Consider the following 665-nt stretch of genomic DNA (forward strand, 5'->3'; position numbering starts at 1 on the left):
TTACTATCCGTGTACACTGTAGTACTACCGTCTCCAATAGTATTACCAGGATCATTATCTGTATCATCCTGCCAGTTGGGAACACCATCACCATCTTCATCTCCATTTGGAGCATTACCGCCACTCTCTACAATATCTGGAATACCATCATTATCATCATCTAAATCTATATTATCGGCAATATCATCGCCATCAGCATCTAAAGGATCTCGCCAGTCTCTATCACCGCCTACATTATCATCATCTGGAAAATCGGTCGCTAACTCCCCTCCATCGGTAGCATTCGTTGCGGGGGTAGTACCTAAATCAATTGTATCATAATTATCATCTAAACCATCTCCATCACTATCCGCATTTGCAGGTAAGGTATCCGGAACATTATCACCATCGGTATCATAAGCCTCGGTAGCATCAGAAATACCATCGCCATCAGCATCGGTATCTATATAATCACCACCACCGGTACCATCGATATCAACAGCATCAGGATCTAATGCAGTACCGTTAGTATCATAAGCATCATTTACTCCATTACCGTCAGTATCAGATTCATCAATTAATGGTGTGGCTGGGTTATCTACAATAGGAGCGATATAACCAACCGTAGGTTGACCCTCAATATTATCAGGAATACCATCATCATCTGAATCAATATCCAAATAATT

1 pseudogene is annotated in these 665 nt (G+C 41.2%); it reads right to left on the minus strand.

Features of this window, described 5'->3' with window-relative positions:
- Window positions 1-665, minus strand: a pseudogene (locus AWE51_RS23345) (hypothetical protein); the annotation flags it as partial.

This window comes from Aquimarina aggregata, assembly GCF_001632745.1.
GTDB lineage: Bacteria > Bacteroidota > Bacteroidia > Flavobacteriales > Flavobacteriaceae > Aquimarina > Aquimarina aggregata.